This is a genomic window from Thalassolituus sp. LLYu03, assembly GCF_050507655.1.
In the GTDB taxonomy this organism is placed as follows: Bacteria; Pseudomonadota; Gammaproteobacteria; order Pseudomonadales; family Oceanobacteraceae; genus Venatoribacter.
In genome coordinates this window covers 3,548,982-3,571,091 of the sequence record NZ_CP191496.1, presented here as the reverse complement: position 1 = coordinate 3,571,091, position 22,110 = coordinate 3,548,982, and the positions used below count along the sequence as shown (strand labels likewise).

Annotated in this window: 17 protein-coding genes; 8 read left to right on the top strand and 9 right to left on the bottom strand. The window is 60.5% G+C overall.

Going from position 1 to position 22,110, the window contains the following annotated elements:
- Positions 1 to 25 precede the first annotated feature (25 nt).
- A complete protein-coding gene (locus tag ACQUQU_RS15925; protein WP_430460690.1) occupies positions 26 to 3,208 on the top strand; it encodes a M66 family metalloprotease in 3,183 nt (1,060 codons plus the stop codon).
- Positions 3,209 to 3,367: 159 nt separating this feature from the next.
- On the top strand, positions 3,368 to 4,555 hold the full coding sequence (locus tag ACQUQU_RS15920) for an ABC transporter substrate-binding protein (protein ID WP_430460689.1): 1,188 nt from the start codon (positions 3,368 to 3,370) through the stop codon (positions 4,553 to 4,555).
- On the opposite strand, the gene ACQUQU_RS15915 is transcribed toward ACQUQU_RS15920, so the two are convergent.
- The gene (locus ACQUQU_RS15915) at positions 4,537 to 6,180 is read right to left on the bottom strand and encodes an EAL domain-containing protein (RefSeq protein ID WP_430460688.1); all 1,644 of its coding nucleotides are present in this window, start codon (positions 6,178 to 6,180) and stop codon (positions 4,537 to 4,539) included. The genes ACQUQU_RS15920 and ACQUQU_RS15915 overlap by 19 nt on opposite strands.
- Positions 6,181 to 6,474: 294 nt before the next feature.
- Between ACQUQU_RS15915 and rep the strand changes: the two genes are divergently transcribed.
- The 3 genes from rep to ACQUQU_RS15900 all read left to right on the top strand — a co-directional run bounded on the left by rep (position 6,475) and on the right by ACQUQU_RS15900 (position 9,899).
- A complete protein-coding gene (gene rep / locus ACQUQU_RS15910; RefSeq protein WP_430460687.1) occupies positions 6,475 to 8,502 on the top strand; it encodes a DNA helicase Rep in 2,028 nt (675 codons plus the stop codon).
- 75 nt (positions 8,503 to 8,577) lie between these two features.
- Positions 8,578 to 9,156: a hypothetical protein gene (locus tag ACQUQU_RS15905; protein WP_430460686.1), complete on the top strand. Its 579-nt coding sequence runs from the start codon at positions 8,578 to 8,580 to the stop codon at positions 9,154 to 9,156.
- Positions 9,153 to 9,899: a hypothetical protein gene (locus tag ACQUQU_RS15900; RefSeq protein WP_430460685.1), complete on the top strand. Its 747-nt coding sequence runs from the start codon at positions 9,153 to 9,155 to the stop codon at positions 9,897 to 9,899. Before ACQUQU_RS15905 ends, ACQUQU_RS15900 begins: the two co-directional genes overlap by 4 nt.
- Before the next feature lie 15 nt (positions 9,900 to 9,914).
- On the opposite strand, the gene ACQUQU_RS15895 is transcribed toward ACQUQU_RS15900, so the two are convergent.
- The 8 genes from ACQUQU_RS15895 to ACQUQU_RS15860 all read right to left on the bottom strand — a co-directional run bounded on the left by ACQUQU_RS15895 (position 9,915) and on the right by ACQUQU_RS15860 (position 16,992).
- Complete coding sequence (locus tag ACQUQU_RS15895; protein WP_430460684.1) at positions 9,915 to 10,448, bottom strand: hypothetical protein; 534 nt, start codon at positions 10,446 to 10,448, stop codon at positions 9,915 to 9,917.
- Between the two features lie 137 nt (positions 10,449 to 10,585).
- Entirely contained in the window at positions 10,586 to 11,164 is a 579-nt protein-coding gene (locus ACQUQU_RS15890; protein ID WP_430460683.1) for a YceI family protein, read from the bottom strand.
- A 160-nt stretch (positions 11,165 to 11,324) separates the two neighbouring features.
- Complete coding sequence (locus ACQUQU_RS15885; protein ID WP_430460682.1) at positions 11,325 to 12,485, bottom strand: glutathionylspermidine synthase family protein; 1,161 nt, start codon at positions 12,483 to 12,485, stop codon at positions 11,325 to 11,327.
- Between the two features lie 2 nt (positions 12,486 to 12,487).
- Positions 12,488 to 13,135 carry a DUF1190 domain-containing protein gene (locus ACQUQU_RS15880; RefSeq protein WP_430460681.1) on the bottom strand — a complete coding sequence of 216 codons (648 nt, stop codon included), beginning with the start codon at positions 13,133 to 13,135 and terminating at the stop codon, positions 12,488 to 12,490.
- A gap of 4 nt (positions 13,136 to 13,139) precedes the next feature.
- Positions 13,140 to 13,547, bottom strand: a complete 408-nt coding sequence (locus ACQUQU_RS15875; protein WP_430460680.1) for a DUF350 domain-containing protein — start codon at positions 13,545 to 13,547, stop codon at positions 13,140 to 13,142.
- Between the two features lie 226 nt (positions 13,548 to 13,773).
- Positions 13,774 to 14,259 carry a DUF411 domain-containing protein gene (locus ACQUQU_RS15870; protein WP_430460679.1) on the bottom strand — a complete coding sequence of 162 codons (486 nt, stop codon included), beginning with the start codon at positions 14,257 to 14,259 and terminating at the stop codon, positions 13,774 to 13,776.
- 11 nt (positions 14,260 to 14,270) lie between these two features.
- Entirely contained in the window at positions 14,271 to 15,083 is an 813-nt protein-coding gene (locus ACQUQU_RS15865) for a copper resistance protein B (protein ID WP_430460678.1), read from the bottom strand.
- Positions 15,076 to 16,992, bottom strand: coding sequence for a copper resistance system multicopper oxidase (locus ACQUQU_RS15860; RefSeq protein WP_430460677.1), 1,917 nt, complete (start codon positions 16,990 to 16,992; stop codon positions 15,076 to 15,078). The genes ACQUQU_RS15865 and ACQUQU_RS15860 overlap by 8 nt, the downstream gene beginning before the upstream one ends.
- Positions 16,993 to 17,141: 149 nt before the next feature.
- Here ACQUQU_RS15860 and ACQUQU_RS15855 point away from each other — a divergent pair, with 149 nt between their 5' ends.
- The 3 genes from ACQUQU_RS15855 to ACQUQU_RS15845 all read left to right on the top strand — a co-directional run bounded on the left by ACQUQU_RS15855 (position 17,142) and on the right by ACQUQU_RS15845 (position 22,090).
- On the top strand, positions 17,142 to 17,825 hold the full coding sequence (locus tag ACQUQU_RS15855; RefSeq protein WP_430463048.1) for a heavy metal response regulator transcription factor: 684 nt from the start codon (positions 17,142 to 17,144) through the stop codon (positions 17,823 to 17,825).
- Positions 17,815 to 19,248 carry a heavy metal sensor histidine kinase gene (locus ACQUQU_RS15850; RefSeq protein WP_430460676.1) on the top strand — a complete coding sequence of 478 codons (1,434 nt, stop codon included), beginning with the start codon at positions 17,815 to 17,817 and terminating at the stop codon, positions 19,246 to 19,248. Before ACQUQU_RS15855 ends, ACQUQU_RS15850 begins: the two co-directional genes overlap by 11 nt.
- Before the next feature lie 124 nt (positions 19,249 to 19,372).
- On the top strand, positions 19,373 to 22,090 hold the full coding sequence (locus ACQUQU_RS15845) for a DUF2339 domain-containing protein (RefSeq protein WP_430460675.1): 2,718 nt from the start codon (positions 19,373 to 19,375) through the stop codon (positions 22,088 to 22,090).
- Positions 22,091 to 22,110: the final 20 nt, after the last annotated feature.

The window sequence follows — 22,110 nt, the reverse complement described above, 5'->3', positions numbered from 1 at the left end:
CCCGTATCCCACAGCAGGTGAGGCAATGATCACGATAAAAAAAGGGACTCTGATTCTGGCGGTGTCAGTACTGACGGCCTGTGGCGGCGCGACCACAGACAGCACGTACGACCCCGATCAGAATGATACGGTAACGGATACTACCAACCCGGGCGGAGACTCCTCCGCTGACGATAATTCCCCGCAAGCCCCTGGCTCCGGCGCTGATAACAACGACAGCGGTGGCAGCGAAAACGGTGGCAATGAAGAATCCGGTGGAAGCTCTGGCGAAGGTTCTTCCGGCGATGGTTCTTCCGGCGATGGCTCTTCCGGCGATGGCTCTTCCGGCGATGGTTCTTCCGGCGATGGTTCTTCCGGCGATGGTTCTTCCGGCGATGGTTCTTCCGGCGATGGTTCTTCCGGCGATGGTTCTTCCGGCGATGGCTCTTCCGGCGATGGTTCTTCCGGCGATGGTTCTTCCGGCGATGGCTCTTCTGGCGATGGCTCTTCCACGGACACTGAAACACCGGCCAAAACGGAACATGTGACGTTCGCGCCGGCAGTCACCACCGCATTCTACAGCGAACAGCCGGTCTTCACTGGCGCACCGGCCGGTGCGGTTTTCTCGGCGCTGAGCCTGCCGTCCTGGGCGGCATTGGATGCCGCTAGTGGCCGCGTGACCGGCACGCCGGATGAAGCCGGTGCCGCCGCGATTCAGATTCAGGCTGCGGCGGACGACGACATCGTCGTCTATTCGGGCACGCTGGATGTGGCCTTGGCCAGCGCGTATCTGGGCGGCGGCCGTATCGATTTTTATGGCCTCGATTTTGACGGCAATCCGCGCGTGCTGCGCAACGACCTGAGCGGTGATCTGGCCGCTGAAATTCAGTTTGTGCAGTCGCATTCTGTCGCCCCGCACGACAACTACGTACGCAACACGAGCGATGAAACCCTGAGCCGTTATATGCCGCGTCTTGTCGCTCAGCGCGACGCACTGGTGCTGTTTATTGCCAACGACGACCTGCCGCGCACCGAAGTCACCGCTGAGCTTTCGGTGAATGGCGGCGTGGTCGACACCATTGCTCTCAGACATCCGAACACCTTGCCGGCTCCGGACAACTTTGCCGGGCAGATGACCTATTCCGGCAAAGCCTGGTGGGGGGTTATCCCGTGGCAGCATGTGCGCACCGGCATGGCGCTGACCTTCACCAGCGAAGGTCGCAGCGGCCTGCTGGCGGCAACGGACATTGATGTGGGCCGCGCCACCGAACTGGTCAACCAGACCATTCGCGTCGGCATGCTGACCAATCCTCCGGCCAGCAACGACAACCATTACGCTTCCAACGACCCGGTGATGGCGGCGGCGGATTACTTCTCCACTATGCCGGTGGCGCGGGTGGTGATGGCCAACTACGCCGATGCGACCCTGAATAAAGTAATGATCGGCAGCGGCGTCATTTACGACGAAATCAGCGCCGGCAATGGCGACGTCTATTCCGGCGACATGCGCGGTGACGTGGCCAAGTCGCAGATCAGCGTCGGCATTAACATGGCCAACTACGGTTACCCGAGCTGGAACATGTCGCAGAGCTACGGCCAGCCATTCAAAGAAGTGACCAGTCACCACGCGCAGGGCAATTATCAGAACGGCGTGGTGCACCACGGTCTGAGTGGCGGCAACGGCATTGCCACCCTGTATTCCACCTCCGGCAATGAAGCCAGCCACGAGTGGGGACACGGCTATGGTCTGGGTCATTACCCGGGGCAGGGGCTGACCACCGATGGCCGTTGGGCGAACCATCACGCCAACAGCGGCTGGGGTTATATCCCTTACCGTCAGCGCCTGCGTACTCCGGTGACCAGCATCAGCGAAGGCCCTGTGTTTACCTACAACAAGGACGCCATGTCCGGTGGCTGGGACGGTTCGCCGTTGTCGCGTTACACCTACTACACCGGCTATTCGTCACGCATCATCCAGAACCAGATGGAGTCGTTCGCGATTCCGGACGCCAGTTACGCTTCTGGTTATAAGAAGTGGAACACCGTCAGCGGTGAGTTCGACGAGTACGTCAGCAACATTCCGGCCCCGGTGAAAACCGGCGTGGCGGTGGCGACCATTCTCGGTGCGCACGATCCGCTGACCGATCTGGCGGTGATTTACCCCGTATTCCACGGCAACTACGGCAATGTGTTTGATCTCGCCGAGCCGGATCTGAGCGGCAGTGATGATGTCTGCTGGCTCGATATCCAGAATGCGGCGGGCGATGAGAAACGGATTGCCGTGGCGGCCAGCCGTCACGCCTCCGGTTCAGCGAACCAGCTGCATGTGAACCTTGAGGCCGGCTTCCGGCCGACTCTGGCAACCCTGAATTGCCGTCGCAGCGGCACGGTCACTGAGCTTGCGCGCAGCGAATTCGATGGCGAAATTCCTGCGCTGCCGCCGGTGGGCATTGCCGGTATGGACATGGGCATGTCGCAACTGAAAACGCGTGAGTTCGTTGAAATCGACGCCGCACTCGACAGCCTCGCCGACGGCGCTGTGGGGATCTCTGCCAGTCTGCAGGTGAAGATCGCCAGCTACGACGCGGGCGAACTGCTGGCGGCATTGTCGGCCGGCAACGCGGCCAAGCTCGATCATGTGCTGAGTGTGCAGGCGGCAGCGACGGCGACCCGCGCGTTGCTGAATCACGCCGCCGCCAACGGCCTGAGCGATGAGGCCACGGCCGCCCGGTTGCTGGCGCATCTGCAAGCCAGTGGTCTGCTCGGCACGGAAACCCTCGGACTGACGGGCACCGCGATTACCGGCAGTGGCTATTTCTTTGATCCGGCCAACGGCGAAGACGGCCAGGTGGCACTGACTTCCCAGTCGGGTGTGGCCGCAGACGATCGTCCGCAGTGGATTCAGGACAGCTATGGTCGTCTGCACCCCGTGGCCTCGCCATGGTTGTGTCTGGTGGCGTCGTCTTCGGTGCTCTACACCAAGGCGTGCGATGTTGATGCTGTGGATCAGCGTTGGGGCTTTTACGGTACCAGCACGAACCCATGGGTGCTGAAAAACGCGTCAAGTGGCGCCTGCCTTGACCGCTCCGGTACTACTGGAGGCCTGATCACCTATGGCTGTCATGGTGGCGGCAACCAGCGCTGGTATGGCATTACCAGCAGCGACGAAAACTGGTTGTCGGTACTGGGTGCCAGCGAGCTGAAAGAGGTTGCGCGCCTGCTGATGTAAGCCGCTACGTTGCCCTGAGGCGCGATCCCCGCGCCTTTACCCTGCGTCTCAGGGCGTCTCTTTTGCGGGTGTTTGCCGGTGTGTCATTCGCGCATTTCCGCTGTGCTGAGCAACAAGCGACCTATACTGAAAGCTCTCGCTCCAGACTGACGTGGCGCCATGGTTTTCAAGCGTATCCGCCCCCACATCGTGTTCACCCGACGGCTGTTGGCCGCCGTCTGGATGGGCGTGTGCGTGCTCGGCATGAGCTGTGCTGCGCAGGCCGGATCATCCGGTGTGCTGTTGCATGTGCTGACCTGGGAAGGCTACACACCCGCCGATATGGTGGCGCGCTTCGAGCGCGAGGCCAGTGAAAAATACCAGCAGACCGTCACCCTCAGGATCCGCTACGCCTCGCACCCTGATGAGTATTTTGAATCCATCCGTAACGATCAGGCCGACGTTATTGCGCCCAGTCACAACATTCTGAAGGACGAACGATACCAGCTCATCAGCCGCCAGCTGATTCTGCCGATCAACACCGCCAATATCCCCAATTACCGCTTTCTGATTCCGTCGCTGCAGTACGCCGATTACACCACTGAGAAGGGGCAGGTGTACTCAGTACCTCTGGTGCACGGGCCATATGAGCTGGTGTACGACGCCGACGTGGTGACCGACGCGCCGGATTCCTGGGCGGCGCTGTGGGATGAGCGCTTCCACAACCAATACGCCATCAGCTACGACTACTTCGAGGCCAATATTTACATCGCTGCGCTGTCGCTGGGCATTCCCGCAGAGCGCATCGCCGACATGGATACCCTGCATCAGCATCAGATAGAACAGCGTCTGAAGGATCTGGTGACTCATGCCCGTACCATGTGGCTGGGTGTTGATCGCCCGGACGACCTGCAGGGCTGCGCCATCGCCGCCAGCTGGGGCTTCCCGCTGGCCAAACTGAATCAGAAGCGCCAGCACTGGAAAGTGGCGACCCCGAAAGAGGGTGTGACCGGCTGGCTGGATGGTTACGCGCTGACGCGCACATTGCGCGACCGGCCGCTGCACCGGCACATCGCTGAAGACTGGATCAATTTTTCCATCAGTAAGGAATACCAGTACGAGGTGATGGTGAAGCAGATTGGAAGTGCACCGGTGAATACCGAAGTGGCGTCATTACTGACGCCCGATGAAATCAGTCAGTACCTGCTGGACCAGCCTGATGCCTTCAAAAGCAGCCGCATCCTGTGGCCGACGCTGAATAAACGCGAGCGTAATTACTTCCGCAAACTGTGGGACGATGCGCTGGGCACCCGCCAGCCAACTCCTGAGGCAGAGCCTCAGGCGGACGATCAGAACAACTTGCCCTGACGGAAGTCGCTGGGCGCATCAAAGCCTTCTTTGGCCCGCGCCATCAGCTCATCAAGCGGCATGGGCTGAGCATAGACATACCCCTGAATCCGGTCGCAGCCGAGACGACGTACCAGCTCCAGACACGGGGTTTCCTCCACGCCTTCGGCGGTGGTTTCCAGATTCAGCCGCTGCGCCAGTTCCAGCATGCTGGTGACGATGTGCGTCTGCTGCGGGTTGCCCGGCAGCGGCGAGATAAAGGCACGGTCGAGTTTGATGCCGGTGAGGGGCAGGTCGCTCAGGTGAGACAGTGATGAAAAACCGGTGCCGAAGTCGTCGAGTACGATGTGCACACCGGCGTTCTTCAGCTGCCGCAGGTTCAGCATCGACACGCTGGCGTCGCGGATCATGGCGGTTTCGGTCAGCTCCAGTTCCAGCGCGTAGGGCGGCATGCCGGTGTCGGCGAGGATATTCAGCACCTGCCGGGCGTACCAGGGATCGGCAATTTCCGGGAACGACACATTCACGGCCAGACGCAGCTCGGTGCCGGTTTCGCGGCACAGGCGGCGCCAGTTGGAGGCAGTTTCGCGCAGGGCCCATTGGCCGAGGGCCTGAATCAGACCCGCGGCTTCCGCTTCGCGGATAAACACAGTCGGCGGGATAACCCCCAGTTTGGGATGGCGCCAGCGCATCAGGGCTTCAGCGCCGACCCAGGCGCCGGTGCGGCTGTCGAACTGGGGCTGATATTCCAGATAAAACTCATCGCGCTGCAGCGCCAGATTCAGACCATCGAACAGACTCAGGCTGTGGGAATCCAGACCGCACCCGCACTGGGCTTCCTGCTCCAGCCGGTCGCGGGCGATCTGCTGCATGCCTTCCTGCAGCACCGCACTCAGCGAGGAAATATCCGCCAGATGCAGCGGTGCGCTGTGATACACCACCCAGGGACGCAGATCGTCATCCGGGTGGTGCGGCAGCCAGTCGGCCTGCAGTTCGTAGTAGTTGTCGCTGATGACCACCAACTGATCATCGAGCAGGCGGCCGACCATGGCGTTCACCGGCGCGCGCAGCTGAATCGAGCGTTCGAATTCGCGTTGCACCGACGATTGCTGGCGCCAGCTGTCGTTGTGCTGGGTGCGCAGCCAGCGGCCCTGCACCACCTGCAGAAACAGGGCGCTGCGCCGTTCGTTCAGGCGTGCGCGCAGATGGCTGAAAAACTCGTTGCGGCCCAGCGGCGCGGGCAGGTCGTCGCGCAGGCACAGGGTCAGCGGGCGCAGACTGCGGAAAAATCCGCTGCGGTTTATGTCCGGGCGCGACAGCCAGTGAAAGGGTTTGGGCAGTTGTTGCTGGGCGTCTTCGTCACTGATCAGCAGGGTCGGAACGGCCTGCACCAGTTCGCTCAACCACTCACGGCGTACGTCGCAGAGCATGCCGATGTCGGCAATGGCGGCCTGCCAGTTGAGGGGTTCGGCGTGCAGCAGCGGGTGATCGCGCCAGCGGTGTCCGGCGTCCAGCAACACAAAATGGGTAGCCGGCGTATCGCCGTCCGGGTGGGCTGCCAGCCAGTCGCGCAGCAGCTGCAGCTGATGTTCGTCGGTGCTCAGAACCAGCAGTCCCGGCGCATCGTGTTCAGGTGAGAAGTTCATAGGGCCCGTCGGTAAAGTGCAGGTTGCCATCACAATGAATGGCGCCAGTTATGCGTCGTTCCGGGCGTTGGCGGCCCTTGATGCACTGACCATAACGATTTTTAGTTTTTATTCTGAAAGTATATATAGGACATTTCGACCGCACTGTCTTCTTCTGTGGCACAAAAAAACGTAATGGCCACAAGGTCTTGCGATAATTTCTGAAAGCGGAATGTGCGGATTCAGCCTTATGTATCAGTCATTCAAAGGTGCCGCTGAACTGGTAGAATGGCCGGCCGTTGAAGAGGTATGCCCGTGGTCGATTTAAGTCAGCTCAATCCCCGTCAGAGAGAAGCCGCCAAATACATTGATGGCCCCTTGCTGGTACTGGCAGGCGCTGGCTCGGGCAAAACCTCGGTAATCACGCGTAAAATTGCCTACCTGATTCAGGTGTGCGGCTTTAAGGCGCACCATGTGGCGGCGGTGACCTTCACCAACAAAGCCGCGCGCGAAATGAAAGAGCGGGTGATGTCGCTGGTGGGCAAAGGCGGCGCCAAGGGCCTGACCGTCTCCACCTTCCACAACCTCGGTCTGAACATCATCCGCCACGAGCTGACCGCAGCCGGTTATAAGCAGGGCTTTTCCATCCTTGATCAGGACGACTGCAAAGGCATCATCCGCGATGTGATGGTGCGCGAGCACGGCGACGACGGCGATATGATCGAGATGGTGCAGAACGCCATTTCCAGCCTGAAGAACGACCTCATTACCCCGCAGGACGCCATCAACAAGGCCGGCACGCCGCAGGAGCTGCTGATCGCCCAGACCTATTCGGTCTACCAGCGCATGCTCAAGGCCTATAACGCCGTCGATTTCGACGACCTGATCATGGTGCCGACTGTGCTGTTCCGCGATAACGCCGACGTGCTGACGCGCTGGCAGAAGAAAATCCGCTACCTGCTGGTGGACGAATATCAGGACACCAACACCTCGCAGTACGAACTGGTAAAACTGCTGGTCGGTCACCGCACCGGTCTTACCGTGGTGGGCGACGACGACCAGTCGATCTACGCCTGGCGTGGTGCTAAGCCCGAGAACCTGTCGCTGCTGAAGAAAGACTTCCCGACGCTGAAGCTGATCAAGCTGGAGCAGAACTACCGCTCCACCGGCCTGATCCTGAACGCCGCCAACCGGGTAATCGACAACAACCCGCACGAGTTCGAAAAGAAACTCTGGTCGGACATGGGCTACGGCGATCCGATTAAAATTCTCAAATGCCGCAACGACGAAATCGAAGCTGAGCGCATCGCCACCGAAATCGTCGAACGCCGTCTGCGCTACGGCTGCGGCTACCGCGACTTTGCCGTGCTGTACCGCGGCAACCACCAGTCGCGCGCCATCGAAATGAAGCTGCAGGCCTATCAGGTGCCGTACAAGCTGAGCGGCGGCCAGTCGTTCTTCGGGCGCAACGAAATCAAAGACATCATGGGTTACCTGCGCCTGATCATTAACCCGACCGACGACGCTGCGTTTCTGCGCATCATCAACACCCCGCGCCGCGAAATCGGCCCGTCCACCATCGAAAAACTCGGTGAATACGCCGCCATGCGTGGCTGTTCCATGGTGCAGGCGCTGGGCGAAATGGGCCTTGAACAACAGCTGATGCCCAAGGCGCTCGATCGCCTGCGCCGTTTCCACCACTGGCTGGACGGCATCACCCGCCGTGCCTACACCGAAGACCCGGTGGCGGCGGTGAAAGAAATGATCACCGACATCGATTACGAAAGCTGGCTGATGCAGACCTCGGGCACGCCCAATCAGGCTGAGCGGCGCATGAAAAACGTCTGGTTCCTGATCGACTCCATCAAGAAGATGATCGACAAAGCCGAAGAGCTGGGCGACGAATGCACCATCGAAGATGCGGTATCGAAACTGATTCTGCGCGACATGCTGGAAAATCAGGAGCAGGAAGACGAATCCGATCAGGTGCAGCTGATGACGTTGCACGCCTCCAAAGGTCTGGAGTTTCCGCACGTCTACATCATGGGCATGGAAGAAGAGCTGATGCCGCACCGCAACAGCATTGAAGCCGACACCATCGAAGAAGAACGGCGTCTGATGTACGTGGGCATCACCCGCGCCAAGCGCACCTTAACCCTCACCTACGCCGGCAAACGCCGCCAGTTCGGTGAAGCCATGGACACCACGCATTCGCGCTTCCTAGACGAACTGCCGCCGGACGACATCGTCTGGGAAGGCAAAACCGAAACCTCGCCGGAAGAACAGAAACAGCGTGGCAAAGAAACCCTTAACAGCCTGCGCAATATGCTGGCGGATTTCTGATCCGCCACTGCTTTCCCGATAATAGATCTGTCATCAGTCCATGGTAGGATGCGCCTTCCTATCAGGATGATGATCATGCAATTCAGGATACTGGCATTCTTTTCTCTGGCCACACTGGCTGGCTGTAACCCCTTCTATCAGGACTGGGACGAAAAAAGCTGCGCTTACGACGACAAGTACTGCGACACCCCTGTCTATCTCGATCTGGATGATCTGCAGCGCTTACCCGTGCCGGATTATGGCGACAACGTGCCGCTGCGCATCCCGGGTAAACTGGTTCAGAGCGGTGACCTGCTGGTTGTTAACGACCGCTATTCCGGCTATCACTTTTTTGATATTTCGGACCGCCAGAACCCGCTGCGGCTGGGGTTCTATCCTCTGCCCGGCGCCACAGAACTGACCATCAGCAATGGCTATCTCTACGCGAACAGCTTTACCGACCTGTATGCGGTGAACATTGCCGATCTGCGTGACGGAACCTACAGCACCAGCAGCGTAAAACGGGTAACGGATCAGTTTTCCATGCCTTCCCAGCCGGCGGCCTGGGTTGAAGGTGCCGAGTTCAAAAGCGGCACTCTGAATTGGGGCCACCCGCTGATCATTGGCTATCAGACCCCCGAAGGTGAAAGCTATCTGTATGGAGTGCAGCAATGATGGCGACATGGAAACGCACAACCCTTATGGCTTGTCTGGTGGGCCTGCTCAGCGCCTGTGGTGGTGATTCAGGCTCCCGGGATTTCACCAGCAGTACCGTTGGTTCAACGTCTGGCATGGTGACGCAGAATGGTTATCTGGTGGTGCTGACCAGTTCCGGTCAGGTGCGCAGCTACGATCTTGCTGCACCCGACAAGCCGGCACTGATCGATACTCTGGCGCTGAATTCGGTGGAAACCCTGTCGGTGGAAGGAAGTGACCTGATTCTGGTCGGCGCCCGCAGTGGCAGTTATATCCTGAAAATCGATGCCGACGGTCTGCTGTCGCAACTGTCGTTTGCCCGTCATGCGCGCAGCTGCGATCCGGCCATTGCCAGTGACGATCTCATGTATGTGACGGTCCGGGCCGGCAATACCTGTGGTGATGAAGGTGAAGACCGCCTGCTTATTTACGACACAAGCTCAGAAGACGACACCTGGTTGCTGGGCGTACTGCCGCTGCCGCAGCCGCAGGGTCTGGCGTTGTCGGGCAGTGTGCTCTATATCTGCACCGGCGATGGCTTGCAGGAAGTGGACGTCAGCAATCCGCTGCGGCCACAAACCGGCACCCTGTACAGCAATCTGAGTTGTAACGACCTGATCGTGCAAGACAACGACGTGGTGCTGACCGGTGACGCGGCCATTATTCTGGCGACCCTGGATCAGCTGGCAACGCCGTCGGCGCAAATTCAGACAGGGCAATAAGCCCTGTCTTTTCCGTCAGCGGTGCAGGCGGCCGAGCGCGCGGATGCGTAACGGCAGATGCAGCCCCAGCGATGCCTGCCAGTGCGCATCGCTGTCGGTCCGCTCGTAGTCCTCGGCCGGAAAGCCTACCGGCTCCGGCGACAGAACATAGCTCACACCGGCGCTGACGCTGAATTTGTCATAGCGGGGTGCGATACCGGCGAACAGGCTGGCGCCGTAACCGGGTTTTTCTTCTTCGTAGCCGTATTCATCTTTGGTGGAGGCGATGGCGACCGTCCCGTACATGACGCCAAAACCCAAGCGTGGATAGCTGTCCAGCGGCCGGTACTGTAAGCCCAGTGCCCCGCCTAAGCCCAAAACCGTCAGCAGGTCCATGCGCTCCCGCAGGGGAATATCAAGCCGTATGCCCACCGCAGAATAGGCCGGCCCACCCCCGATCCCAAGCGCAAACCGTTCCTGCCAGTTACCGGCAGGCTGAGGTTCCGCCAGTACGGACGGAGCAAATAATACAGAGAGCACCAGTGCGACTGGTTTACAGAAATTGCGCATGTCCTTTGCCACCTGAAAATGAAGAACGTAGTGTCGCATACTCTGGTGACAAAATTATTTTTCAGCATAAAAAAGCCCGGCAGTTGCCGGGCAGTGGAGAGACGGGATTCTCCGGGTGCTGAAAACGTAGGCCCGGCTTACTTCGCCTGAGCTTCGGTGGTGATGGTCAGGGTGACTTCATCACTCACGTACGGCGCGTATTTACCCAGATTAAATTCAGTACGTTTGATCACAGTGCTGGCATCAAAACCGATGGCGGCTTTCTTGGTCATCGGGTGTTCGCCCATGCCGTTCAGTTTGGCGTTGAACACAACGGCTTTGGTCACGCCTTTGATGGTCAGGTCGCCGGCCACATCAAACTGGTTGTTGCCTTTGGCGGTTACCTTGGTGCTTTTGAAGGTGGCTGTCGGGAATTTAGCCACGTCGAAATAATCCGCTTCGTTAATGAACTCTTCGTTCAGCTTGGCCACTTTGGTGTCGACGGTTTTCACCGGAATGGTGACGTTGATGGACGCTTTGGCCGGCGCTTTTTCATCGAAAGAAATGGTGCCGCTGGCATCGCTGAATGAGGCAGTCGGGTTAGAGAAACCGAAGTGGTTCCAGCTCACCACCACACTGGTGTGCGTCGGGTCGATGCTGTAATCCTGAGCCAGTACGCTGCCGCTGATCAGAGTTGCAGCCAGAGTAAAAGCCAGACGGGTTTTGCTGAACATCATGGTGTTGCCTCCTGTGCGCACCGCTCCTGCGATGCTGGGTGTCAGTGCATCACCACGGCGGTGGTGATAACCAGAATACCGATCTCATATTAGGCTCGCCGTTGCGAACAACAATGCCGAAAAATTCATGAGAAGGTTCGATAAACTCGAACGAATGGCATCAGTCGAGAATGATGTGCGGCAGAAAGCGGCTGGTGTCGCGGGTGATCAGGGTGTTGTCTTCGCGGATGCCGATACCGGCGGGCTGGTCGTCAATCAGCCAGCTGCCGATCAGGGTATAGCTGCTGCCGAAACGGGGCAGCGGCTCCGCTTGCTGGTAGATAAAGCCTTCCTCGCCGTACGGCCCTTCCGTGGCGCTGATGTCGCTTTGTTTGTCGAAGATGCGGATGTTGGCGCCTTCGCGGGAAAACAGCGGCTTCTCGACCAGCAGATCACAGTCACCGGCCAGATGCAGTTCGTCGGCAAAAAACGACGGCAGCAGATTGGGGTGCTTGGGGAAGAGTCGCCACAGCAAAGGCAGCAGGGCTTTGTTCGACAGCACCGACTTCCACGCCGGCTCCAGCCAGCGGGTATGCGCCATGCCCTGTAAGCGGGCGAAGGGTTCGCGCAGCAGATATTCCCACGGGTAGAGTTTAAACAGCCAGTCGATGGGCTGATCGTCGCTGTCGATAAACAGGCCGCGGCCGTCGGCGCCGATGTCGTCGATGTACACAAAGCGCGGTTCGATACCGGCTTCGGCAGCACAGTCTTCCAGATAACGCACGGTGCCGCGGTCTTCGTCTGATTCTTTGCAGCAGCTGAAGTGCATCACGCCCTGCGACCGCAGCTGGCGGAAACGGGCAATCAGCTTTTCCTGCACGCTGTTGAACTGGTCGGCGCGGTTGGGCAGCTTGCCGGCGTTGACCTGATCCTCAAGCCACAGCCACTGCCAGAAGCCGGTTTCGTACAGGCTGGTGGGGGTGTCGGCGTTGTTTTCGTAGAGTTTGGCCGGGCCGTTGCCGCGGTAAGCCAGATCGAGGCGCGAATACAGCGACGGCTCGCGCTGCAGCCAGGAGTTACGCACGTAATCCCAGTGGGTCTGCGGAATGGCAAAACGGCGCATCAGTTCGTCGTCGCGGCAGACGCGCTCGACCACCTCCAGACACATCTGATGGATTTCGGCGGTCGGTGCTTCCAGATCGTCTTCTATCTGGCGCAACGAAAACTGGTAATAGGCGCTTTCATCCCAGTAAGGCTCGTCATCAATGGTGTGAAAGCCAAAGCCGAGTTGTTCAGCCAGCGTCCGCCAGTGGGGACGCTCTCGCACCGGAACGCGCAGCATGATCAGCCTCCGGCGCTGGCGCGGATGGCCATGATGCGCCCGAAACCGCCGCGGCTCATGGGGGCACGCAGGCCGGTCTGTGGCCGGCTGAGGCCATTGGCCGATACGCGCATCATGCCTTTGCTGCCGCTTTTCAGTTGCTCGCCGGAGGCGGTGACCAGCGAGGTTTGGCCTTTTTCATTACGATGCTGAAACACAGGGTTAAACGACTGCGCGCCGGTTTTGTCATTGGGGTCGACCATAAAACCGCTCATCTGTGGCTGGCTGCGGCTGAACGTGGTGCGCGTCAGTGGCTGGTTGCCCCAGTAGGCTGAGGTGCCCGGGTAAGCCCCGCTGCTGCTGGCGTAGCTGGTGGATTGAGTGGTGGTGCAGTGTGCATCCGGAAATTCGGCTTCACAGTCGGCCTGCGTGTTGAACACGGGTGCTGTGTCTTTGGCAGCCTGCATGGCTTTGCGGTAAGCCAGCTCACATTGCTCTGCATTCAGCTGGCTATTGAGTGTGCAGTCGGTATCGCTGGACGCGACATACACATCGCGGCGGCCATCGAAAAGAAAGGGCCAGGCCATGGCGGCACCACCGACCGCGACCCAGGCGATGCCTGCGTTGCGTTCAAAAAAACTCTCGGAAATGAATTTCGTGCGTTTGCTCATGGCATCACCAGCTCATGCAGGCGGCGTTCAGTACACCGCAGGCGATGGACACAGCACCCAGCATCACGCCGGCACTCAATTCCTGATCGCCGATACGGCGCACCAGATCGGGCATCAGCAGAAAGCGCACGATGGCAAACGCCAACAGCTGGGCGATCAGGGCAACCAGTGCCCAGATGCTGAAATCCTGCAGCGATACTGAGTGGGTGATAACGCCGTACAGGGCGATGGAAAAGCCGATGATGGCGCCGGCAAAACCAATGGCCGCCGCCAGATTGCGTTCGTCACGGATCAGGCGCCACTCGTCTTGTGGGGTGATGCGGGTATACACCACTTTGAAAATCAGCAGCGTGGCTAAGGCGATGGAAAAATAGGCGGCAAAATTGAGCAGGCCGTCGAGCAGTTGCGGCATGTGTCCGTTCCCTGGAAATCGTTGAGTGTCGGAAGGTTGGCTGGTTTAACCGGGGCGCGTTTATACCAGATCAGCGCTGGTCCGGCATCTGTTGCCGGGCGTAAAACGAAGGACGGTTGGGGAAATCTCAGGCGCGCAGAACGCGCCTGAGATGGAAAGGTTATTGATCGGCCGGTGTTTTAACGTCGGAAAAAAAGAGGGCGGTGCTGCCGTCCTGCTTCGAGCGTTATTGATCGGCCGGTGTTTTCACGTCGGCATAAAGAGCGGTGCTGCCGTCCTGTTTCAGCAACAGAACCTGATACGGCATAAAGTGGTCGCCCATTTCCATGCCCGGGCTGCCCATCGGCATGGCGGGTACCGTGAGGCCGACGGCACCGGCCGGCAGCTCTTTCAGAAACTGTTCAACGTAGCGGGCAGGCACATGGCCTTCGAACACGAAACCGTTTTCTGACACGCCGGTGTGGCACGAGCGCACGTTGGCGGGTATGCCCAGCATCTGCTTCAGCGAGGCCATGTCGTCGGTCACTTCTTCGTTGGCGTGGATGCCGTTCTTCTCAAGATGCTTTACCCAGTCGGTACAGCAGCCGCAGGTCGGGCTTTTAAACACCGTCATTTCCGTTGCCTGCGTCAGGGACGCAGCCAGCGGTGTCAGCAGCAGACTCAGGGTCAGCGCCAGCAGGGGTTTACGGGCAGAGCGGGGTGTTGTCGTCATTATTCTTCTCCCTAGAACCAGAAACGGAGCCCCAGCAGATAATGGGTGTCGGTGACCGGTTCATCTGCTTCCCGCAGATAACGGGCCGTGGTGCCGAAGCTCTTACTCCAGTCTATGCCCGCATACGGGCCAAAACGCCGACTCAGGTCATAGCGCAGGCGGATTCCGGCGCTCAGGTCGCTGAAACCGGAACCGGTTCCGGTTTCAGCATCGTCTTTGCCGTAGGCGGATGTTTCCACACGGCTGGCCAGCCCCAGTCGCTGGGTGAACAGCAGCTCGTGTTCCAGACTCAGGCTGATGGCACTGCGGCTGTCGTCGCCGACATAGCCCATCAGCCGGTACTCAATCCAGTACGGCAGCAAACCCTGTACACCCGCGGCCAGCCACTGACGCTCTGCGCCTTCGTGCTGGCTGTCGAGGCGCACGCCGAGCAGGGTGTCGTGGAAGGTGCTTATGCCGTGATTCCACAGCAGGTCGGTCTGGCTGTGTTCAAGGTTGCCGTCGGCCAGTTCGCCTTCCAGATTGATCTGCAGGCGGTTAAAGGTGGTGCCGTACCAGGCGCTGATATCAAACGCACCGCGTTCGTCGTCGGGCTCGTATTCCAGCCGGTCGGCCAGCACGGACCACAGCTTGTGTTCGTCGGCCAGCATCAGCGGGTGAGTGCCGTGCAGCACATAGGGGCCGGAATGACGGGTAAAACCATTGCTGTACTGATGCGGATCGCGAGCGTCACCTGGAATGTTGTGAGCCGGAGCTTCTTCTGCCTGACTGAACACGGGCGCCAGACCCAACAGAATGAGCGTGCTGAGCAGAGACTTATTCATAAACAACCACCTCGCGGAACATGCCCATATCCATGTGGAACATCAGGTGGCAGTGCCAGGCCCAGCGTCCCAGATCTTCAGGTGTGGTCAGAAAACTGATGCGCTGCGCCGGTTGCACCGGAAGCGTATGGCGGCGCACCAGCAGCTCGCCGTCGCCAGATTCCAGATCGCTCCACATGCCGTGCAGGTGCATGGGGTGCGTCATCATGGTGTCGTTGTGCAGAATTACGCGGATGCGCTCACCGCGCTTCATCGCCACCGGTGTGCTGTTGCCGAATTCCAGTCCGTCGAGCGACCAGCTGTAGCGTTCCATATTGCCGGTGAGGTGCAGTTCGATTTCTTTCACCGGCACGCGGGTATCACTCAGCACACCGTGGGCGGAACGCTGATCGGCCAGCGTCAGCACCTTGTGACCCTCGCCGCGCCGTTCTTTTTTATCCAGCTCGCGCAGGCCCACACCCGGATCGTCGAGGTTGGTGCGCGGGGTATCGACGCGCATATCCACCGTGGCGCCGTATTCGCTGCTGGCGTGGCTGACTTTGCTGCTGGGTTTGGCCAGTGGGTTTGGCGGCATGGCGTGGTTCATAGATGAATGATTCATCGACGAGTGATCCATGGCGCCCATGTCATGCCCCATCATCGAGTGATCCATAGCACTCATATCGTGGCCCATGCTTTCGTGGTTCATCGCTTCGTGATCCATGGCCTCGTGGTTCCTGGATGAGTGATCCATGCTGCCCATCATATCGCCCATGCTCAGCCATTCGACCGGGTCAGTGGCCGGCACCGGCGCGCTCATTCCCGCCGCCACCGCCAGCGTGCCGCAGGCATAGCCCGAGCGGTCCATGGTCTGGGCGAACAGGGTGCAGGCGTCTTGCGTTGGCGTGACCAGTACGTCGTAGGTTTCGCCCGGGCCGAAGCGGAATTCGTGCACCTTAACCGGTTGCAGCGGCTGGCCGTCGGCGGCGATTACGGTCAGGGTCTGGCCGGGAATGCGTACGTCGTAAAAGGTGTTACCGGCGGCATTAATAAAACGCAGCTTCACGGTGTCGCCGCGCTTAAACAGCCCGGTCCAGTTGCCCGCCGGTGTGGTGCCGTTCATCAGGTAGGTCATCACCGCCGCCGAGGTGTCGGCCAGATCGGTGGGGCTCATGCGCATCTCGTTCCACATGGCGCGTTTATGCCAGGCCGCGCTCAGGCTGGTGGCCGAGGCATCGCGCACAAAATCGCCGACCGTGGGCTGATTAAAATTGTACAGATCGCTGTGGCTTTTCAGCCGGCCGAGCACGGCCATCGGGTGATCGTCGGACCAGTCGGACAGCTGGATCACGTAATCGCGCTGGGCTTCCGTCATGGCCATCATCTGGCCGGGCATATCGCCATGTGCCTGCATATCGTGATGATGCGCATGGGCCGGGTCGATAATCAGCGCGCCGTACATGCCGGTCAGCTCCTGCATGCCGGAGTGCGAGTGATACCAGTAAGTGCCGTGCTGGCGCGGGGTAAAGCGGTAGGTAAAGGTTTCACCCGGTGCTATGCCGTTAAAACTCAGGCCGGGTACGCCGTCCATCTGATAGGGCAGCAGAATGCCGTGCCAGTGAATGGAGGTCGGGACGTTTAAGCGGTTGGTGACGCGGATCACCACTTCCTCGCCTTCGCGCAGACGCAAGGTGGGTGCCGGAATCGAGCCGTTAATGGCGGTGGCGCTGCTCACCGTGCCGGTGAAATTCACCAGGGTTTCTTCCACCACCAGATCAATCTGGTTGCTGCGGATTTCCGGCGCCAGCCCGTGGGCGGCCGTTTGCAGGCTGCGCGCGTACAGCCAGTTGGGCATGGCGGCCAGCACACCACCGGCGGCTAAGCCCTGCACAAAACGGCGGCGGCTGACCTGAGGAGCTTCTGGTTTCATAACAGGATTCCGTTGGGTAACTGTGATCAGTGTGCCAGCGCCAGCTGTCAGGGCCATGACCCGAACATGACAAAAACGTAATGTGCGCGTCATTTATGCGTGGCGGTCGCTCCGCCATAATGATGGCTCACGTTTTGGAGACACAGACCATGCGCCTGCTGGTGGTGGAAGACGAACAGAAAACCGGCGATTACCTGCGTCAGGGCCTGAGCGAATCGGGCTTTGTGGTCAGCCTCGCCCGCACCGGGCTGGACGGGCACCATCTGGCCATGACCGAATCCTTCGATCTGATCCTGCTCGATGTGATGCTGCCCGACGTCGATGGCTGGCGCATTCTGCAATCCCTGCGCGACGCCGGCCGCCAGACGCCTGTGTTGTTCCTGACCGCGCGCGACAGTATTGAAGACAGGGTAAAAGGGCTGGAGCTGGGCGCCGATGATTATCTGGTAAAACCCTTCGCCTTTGCCGAACTGCTGGCGCGGGTGCGTACGCTGCTGCGCCGGGGTGCCGCGCCGGTGCAGGCCGACCAGCTGAGCGTGGCCGACCTGACCCTCGACCTGCTTAAACGCCGGGTACAGCGCGGCGGGCAGAAAATCGCCTTAAGCCAGAAAGAATTCGCCCTGCTGGAGCTGCTGGTGCGGCGAGAGGGCGAAGTGCTGCCACGCTCGCTGATTGCCTCGCAGGTGTGGGACATGAATTTCGACTCCGACACCAATGTGATTGATGTCGCCATCCGGCGCCTGCGCGCCAAAGTCGACGACGGCTTTGAGCCCAAACTCATTCATACCGTGCGCGGCATGGGCTATACGCTGGATGCCGCCTATGACGCCTGAACCCTCCGACCTGCGCGCAGCCAACAGCCGCCGCCCTATGTCGCTGACGCAGCGCGTGCTGCTGTTTGTCAGCCTCGCCATCGGCCTCAGTCTGGCGCTTAACGCTACCCTGATTCTGCGCTCCATCGGCCAGCATTTTGCCGAGCAGGACGCCAGCGAACTGCAGGCGCTGGCGGCGCGTCTGCAAACCCTGCTCGAACACCCGGACAACCGTCCGCTGCAGGATGCCCTGCTGCCACTGGTCAGCGATCACCATGGGGTTGATTACCAGCTGCAGGACGCAACGGGCACTGTTCTGTTTGCTGCCCGTAACCCGGCTTTTGCAGAGGCGGCTGCCTTTATTGCGCCGGGCAGCAGCCTGCGTGCCGCCGACCTGCAACTGTGGCACAGCGATGGCCACGACTACCGTGGCGGCGTGCTGACGCTTAAAGCGGGCGATAAAAACTACCGCCTGACGCTGGCGGTGGACATGGGGTTTCACCTGCATTTTCTGCACAGCTTCCGCTATTCGCTGTGGCTGATTATGGCGCTCACCGGCGCGGTCACTTTGCTGGCGGCGGCGCTGGCCGTGTATCAGGGCCACCTGCCGCTGCGCGGGTTAAGCCAGCGGATGCGCGGCATTCAGACCAGCAAACTGGATGTGCGTCTTGATGCCGCTGCCTTACCGGCAGAGCTGAGCGAACTGGCGCAGTCGTTTAACCAGATGATCGGCCGCCTGCAGACCGGCTTCGAGCAGCTGGCGCATTATTCGTCCGACATCGCCCACGAATTACGCACGCCGCTGACCAGCCTGATCACCCAGACGCAGGTCACGCTGAGCAAACCGCGCGACACCGATACCTACCGCGAACTGCTGTATTCCAGCCTCGAAGAACTGGAGCGCCTGAGCAAGCTGGTGGGCGATATGCTGTGGCTGGCGAAAAGCGATAACCAGCTGCTGACGCCGCAACTAAAACCGCTGCAACTGGCCGTGGAAGTGCAGGAGCTGTTCGAGTTTTTTGAAGCTCTGGCCGCCGAAAAAGACATTCACCTGAGTCTTACGGGCGAAGCTCCCGAGGTGGCCGGTGACCGCAATCTGCTGCGCCGCGCGCTGTCGAATCTGCTGTCCAACGCCCTGCGCCATACGCCGGCCGGCGCTGAGGTGCAGGTGCAGCTCAGCAGCGCCGACGGGCAGGTCAGCGTTACCGTGTCCAACCCCGGCCATATCGACGCTCAGCATCTGCCGCATCTGTTCGACCGCTTCTACCGTGCTGATGCCTCGCGTCAGCGTCTGCATCCGGGCATGAATCCCGGTCTGGGCGAAGGCGCGGGTCTCGGGCTGGCCATCGCCCGCTCGGTTGTGCGCGCCCACGGCGGCGACATGAGCGTGCGCAGTGAGCAGGGTGTCGTGCAGTTCACCATCGGCTTACCGCTCGCCGTCTGACCTGCATTTTGGTGCCCGCCGTACGGCGCGGGTTCACCGGCTGGCGCCCTTTGCCTGCCTTCTGTCCGTGAATTGCGCCTTCCGCGCCCGGTGGCCCTTCAGTTTGCCCGGCGAATCCCGTTCAATGGCACAGACTTTCAACGCACCGGCGCTGCCGGTCCCGCTGTTTTCATGGACGACCCTGATGGATGATCTGATTCCGCTGTTGATGCTGTTACCGCTGGCGGCTTTGCTGGCGCTGATTCTGGGCGTGATCGCCTTTTTCCGGGTACAGAATCTGGAAGACAAAGTGCACACGCTGGAGCTGAAGCTCAAAGCGCTGCAGGCCAGGGCGCCCGCAGCGGAAGCAAAACCTGAGAGCCAGGCCGCATCGGCAGAGCAAGGCACGGAAGCCGTGGCAGAAGCAGCCGCCGAAACACCTGCACCGGTAGCCGCGATGGCCAGCGCCGCGCCGCGCGAGCCGGTGTCGTTCGAGGCCCTGTTTGGCGAGCGGGTGACGGTGCGGCCGCAGGGGCCGTCACTGGTCGACCGCCTGCTGGAGAACGCCAAACAGCACTGGATGATCTGGCTGGGCGGTATCTGCGTCGGGCTGGCCGGTGTCTTTATGGTGCGCTACTCCATCGAACAGGGCCTGCTCGGGCCTGAAGCTCGCATTCTGTTGTCCCTGCTGGCCGGTGCCGGTTTGCACGCCGGGGCCGAATGGCTGCGCCGCACGCGCGGGCAGAACCCGGTGTTTGCCTCGCTGGCCGGTGGCGCCAGCATCATTCTTTATGCCGCCTTACTCGCGGCTTTCCGCCTGTTACCCGATACCTCGCCGACGCTGATTTTTGCCGCCATGGCGCTGGTGTCGTTCGCCACCATGGCGCTGTCGCTGAAGCACGGCCCCGTGCTGGCGGCGCTGGGCATGCTGGGCGGTTATCTGGTGCCGGCGCTGGTGAATACCGGCTCGGGCAATATTGCTGCGGCGCTGGTGTACACCGGCATTCTGACGTTTTTCTCGCTGTGGCTGCTGGCGTATGTGCAGCGGCGCTGGCTGTGGCTGGGGGTGATTGCCGGGTCGCTGCTGTGGTGGCTGATCAGTCTGGATGTGCAACCAGCAGACGGCGTGCGTTCACTTTACCTGCTGGCGCTGGCCTACGGTTTTCTTGCTGTACCGCGCTTCGACTGGTTCCTGCGTCCGGCGGCTTTTGAGCCGGAACACAACTGGTGGCAGCGTCTGCTGGCGCTGCGCAACACGGCGTCTGACTGGCCCGTATTTCCGGCGCTGCTGTTGCTGGTACTCGCGCAGGGCGCGACGCTGGCCATTGAAAATGCCGCCCTGGCCGGATACTTCAGCTGGCTGGCGTTGCCCGGTTTACTGCTGCTGGCGGCCAGCCGTCGCCCGGAACTGAATCCGCTGCCGGCCATTATGCTGGTACTGAGTGTGCTGGCGTCGGTCTGCCCTCTGTTAGTGGAGCAGGGCGATCAGTGGTTACTGGGCCCGGTGGACATCGCCAGCCAGACCGCGCTGGCCGCACGCTTTGCCCTGCTGACCTTAGTGTTCTGTGCGGCCTGTTACTGGGTGCTGTTCAGCAAACCCGAATACCCGGCGTTCTGGACCGGGCTGGGTGTCGCCACACCGCTGCTGATGCTGGCGGTGAGTTATTACCTGTTTCCCGATTTCCGCCTCGACTGGGCGTGGGGACTGGTGGCGCTGCTGCTTGGTCTGAGTTACCTGTGGCTGGGCGAGCGTGAGCAGAGCAACCAGGCACGGCCATTGATCAGCGTGATTCTGATCAGCGCCGGACATATGGGGCTGGCGCTGGCAGCGGTGATCTGGCTGGCGGAAGCGACCCTGACGCTGGCGCTGGCGGCACAACTGGTGTCGCTGGCGCTGTTGCAGCAGCGTTATCAGCTGGCACTGATGAGCTGGGTGATCCGCGCGGTACTGCTGCTGGTGGTGATCCGCCTGACCTTAAACCCATGGCTGCTGACCTACGACAGCGCCAGTCACTGGTCGCTGTGGACCTATGGTGGCGCGACTGTATGCACCGCGCTGGCGGCCTGGATTCTGCGTGGTGAAAGCCGTATGCAACCCTGGCTGCAGGGTGGTGCGGCGCAACTGCTGGTGCTGACGCTGGCCACCGAAGTGCGCTACTGGCTGTACGACGGCGATATTTTCCGCCACCAATTCAGCTTTACCGAAGCCAGCATCGACGTGGTGCTGTGGGGCAGCGCGGCGGTGATTTACTTCTGGCGCGCCACTCAGGTGACTCAGTGGCCGCGTTTCTATCAGGTGTTAGGTGCCTTGCATCTGGGTGCGGCGGCGCTGGTGTACGCCGGCGTGCTGTTGCTGCTGGAAAACCCGCTGTGGAGCTACACCCCGGTAAGCGACACACCCGTGTTTAACCTGTTGCTGCTCAGCTTTGGTCTGCCGACTGTGATTATGGCGGCGTTGTGGCGTGTGCTGCCGGCGCAGTACAAGCGCTACGCCGCGCTGGCCACCGGGCTCAATTTGCTCTGGTTTGTCTCGCTGGAAATCCGCCATCTGTGGCAGGGCGGCGCCGGTATGAGTCTGGGTAATGACACGCCGGACGGAGAGCTGTACACCTATTCCGTGGTGTGGCTGCTGATGGCCGCAGCGGCACTCAGCCTTGGCAGCTGGCTGGGCAAACGCGACCTGTACCGCGCCGGCATGGCCTTACTGCTGGTGGTGGTCGCCAAGCTGTTTCTGGTGGATATGGCCGGCCTGACCGGGTTGTGGCGCGTGGCGTCGTTTATGGGGCTGGGTCTGACGCTGCTGGCACTGGCCTGGCTGCATCAGAAGTTTGGCGGGCGGCTGGAGCAGGCGTCAGACGCCTGAGCGGATCATGTTCGCGCGGG

Bases quoted from the DNA above. Each gene is read 5' to 3' on its own strand.
- ACQUQU_RS15845 (WP_430460675.1), top strand. From the start codon at position 19,373: ATGGCACAGACTTTCAACGCACCGGCGCTGCCGGTCCCGCTGTTTTCA.
- ACQUQU_RS15880 (WP_430460681.1), bottom strand. From the start codon at position 13,135: ATGAGCAAACGCACGAAATTCATTTCCGAGAGTTTTTTTGAACGCAAC.
- ACQUQU_RS15860 (WP_430460677.1), bottom strand. From the start codon at position 16,992: ATGAAACCAGAAGCTCCTCAGGTCAGCCGCCGCCGTTTTGTGCAGGGC.
- ACQUQU_RS15870 (WP_430460679.1), bottom strand. From the start codon at position 14,259: ATGACGACAACACCCCGCTCTGCCCGTAAACCCCTGCTGGCGCTGACC.
- ACQUQU_RS15850 (WP_430460676.1), top strand. From the start codon at position 17,815: ATGACGCCTGAACCCTCCGACCTGCGCGCAGCCAACAGCCGCCGCCCT.
- ACQUQU_RS15885 (WP_430460682.1), bottom strand. From the start codon at position 12,485: ATGCTGCGCGTTCCGGTGCGAGAGCGTCCCCACTGGCGGACGCTGGCT.
- ACQUQU_RS15865 (WP_430460678.1), bottom strand. From the start codon at position 15,083: ATGAATAAGTCTCTGCTCAGCACGCTCATTCTGTTGGGTCTGGCGCCC.
- ACQUQU_RS15925 (WP_430460690.1), top strand. From the start codon at position 26: ATGATCACGATAAAAAAAGGGACTCTGATTCTGGCGGTGTCAGTACTG.
- ACQUQU_RS15905 (WP_430460686.1), top strand. From the start codon at position 8,578: ATGCAATTCAGGATACTGGCATTCTTTTCTCTGGCCACACTGGCTGGC.
- ACQUQU_RS15875 (WP_430460680.1), bottom strand. From the start codon at position 13,547: ATGCCGCAACTGCTCGACGGCCTGCTCAATTTTGCCGCCTATTTTTCC.
- ACQUQU_RS15855 (WP_430463048.1), top strand. From the start codon at position 17,142: ATGCGCCTGCTGGTGGTGGAAGACGAACAGAAAACCGGCGATTACCTG.
- ACQUQU_RS15900 (WP_430460685.1), top strand. From the start codon at position 9,153: ATGATGGCGACATGGAAACGCACAACCCTTATGGCTTGTCTGGTGGGC.
- ACQUQU_RS15915 (WP_430460688.1), bottom strand. From the start codon at position 6,180: ATGAACTTCTCACCTGAACACGATGCGCCGGGACTGCTGGTTCTGAGC.
- ACQUQU_RS15895 (WP_430460684.1), bottom strand. From the start codon at position 10,448: ATGCGCAATTTCTGTAAACCAGTCGCACTGGTGCTCTCTGTATTATTT.
- ACQUQU_RS15890 (WP_430460683.1), bottom strand. From the start codon at position 11,164: ATGATGTTCAGCAAAACCCGTCTGGCTTTTACTCTGGCTGCAACTCTG.
- ACQUQU_RS15920 (WP_430460689.1), top strand. From the start codon at position 3,368: ATGGTTTTCAAGCGTATCCGCCCCCACATCGTGTTCACCCGACGGCTG.